General features: G+C 32.4%; 1 protein-coding gene. It reads right to left on the reverse strand.

The window, feature by feature from the left end; genetic code table 11:
• Window positions 1-193 precede the first annotated feature (193 nt).
• Window positions 194-1,642, reverse strand: a complete 1,449-nt coding sequence (locus FLACHUCJ7_RS00245; protein WP_180907463.1) for an IS1182 family transposase — start codon at window positions 1,640-1,642, stop codon at window positions 194-196.
• Window positions 1,643-1,756: the final 114 nt, after the last annotated feature.

The raw sequence follows: 1,756 nt of genomic DNA on the forward strand, positions 1-1,756 counted from the left end.
AAGGGCACTGAAAAACATCCCTTATTTTGATCAGGTTTATTTTTTGGACAATAAAAAACCGCTTATAACAGGACTTTAAAAAATCCGCTATAAGCGTTTTTCGTTTTATAACTGTTTTTTATTTGACGTTATATGTGTTGATTTTTGATTTATAGAGGGGCATTTTATAGAAGTATACTTATTTTATGGTTTCTTATATTAATTTCAGTATTCTTTTTAAGTTGACTGTAAAAATAGCCATTGCTCCTTGCATTTGCATATTGGTGATGCCATATGATATTGCTCTATCATAGCCATGTACATTTTTTAACTCACTGTTTTTAGCTTCTATTTTGTATCGATGTTTTGCCTTTTCCTTATAGTAGTCGGTTTCTTGAAAAGCAATTTGTTCTTTGTGTAATTCTGATTTTATCGATATTGAATATGTTTTTGTTTTTGATCCTTCTTTGTAACATCCTTCTTTTAATGGGCAAGACTTACATTTTTCGACATCAAAATAATGGGTCTCTACTTGATTTCTTCCTACATTTTTTTTACCCTGTTTCGATTTTCGTATAGCCATATGTCCTGCGGGACAAACCATTCTATCAGCATCTTTATTGTAGTCAAATTTGTCTTGATCTGTTCTGAATCCTTGTGTTATGGAAGAATTTAGCTTGGCTACTATTTGAATGTTTTGCTCACTTGTAAGTTTAAGATTTTCTTTCCCTGCATAAGCTGCATCACCAATAATAGTATCAACATCGATTCCATTTTCCTGACTAATCTTCAAAAGTTTAGGTAATTCTGGTCCGTCTCCTTTCTCTCCTGAGGTTACTACAGCCGCTGTGATGATGCGCTCTTCGGTCATCGCTAAATGAGTCTTGTATCCAAAGAAAGAGCTATCAGCGGATTTATGACCCGTTTTAGCATCTGTATCTTTTGATAAAATATAATTTTCCTGAGTATCTTCTATAGTTTCTTTAAGCAGGTTTAGCTTTTCTTTTACAGCAGGTATAGAACTCAAAGATTCTTCTTTTTCTATACGCTGCTCCAGTTCTTTACAATAAGCTAATTCTTTTTCTAATTCATTGGTAGTGTTCTTCTCAGGCATATGCTTTTTGAATTGATCATCAAATAAATATATTGTTCTTCGTAGAAGTTTAGAGCGCTCTCTTAATACATCAATTGCTGCAAATGGATTTGATCTCGATAAAGTATGTGTAGCATCTACTATAATAGACCTGGATTTAATGATTCCCTTTTCAACAGCTATAGTTACTGTTTTACCAATGAGTAGATTTAATAAGTCTGTATCTTTAAGACGAAGTTTACGAAATTTAGTCAATGAACTTGGATTAATAACGCTCTCTTCTGGCGTCATTTCTAAGAAATACTTAAAAGACATGTCAAAACGTGAACGTTCTACTATATCAACATCCGAGACATCATAAATTGTTTTTAGAAGCAAATACTTAAACATACGCACTGGGCTTTCTGCTGTGCGACCATTATTTGTACAATATTTATTTAACAACTCATCGTAGATGAATGAAAAGTCTATGAGTTCGTTGATTTTTCTAAGGAGATTATCCTGAGGAACAATTAAATCATATAATGAAGAGTAGGGACTAAACTGAATTTGGTGCTGTTGAATTAACATCTAAAAAGCCTTATGATTACACTAAAAAGATACAAAAAAAGGAGCAGAAAACTTTTAGCTTCTGCTCCTTATTAATTAACAATTTATTTGTGAAAAGACTTTTTCAGTGCCCTC

This window comes from Flavobacterium salmonis (genome assembly GCF_903819435.1).
Classification (GTDB): Bacteria; Bacteroidota; Bacteroidia; order Flavobacteriales; family Flavobacteriaceae; genus Flavobacterium; species Flavobacterium chungangense.

Excerpts from the sequence above, each read along its gene's own strand:
- FLACHUCJ7_RS00245 (WP_180907463.1), bottom strand. The coding sequence starts at position 1,642 with ATGTTAATTCAACAGCACCAAATTCAGTTTAGTCCCTACTCTTCATTA.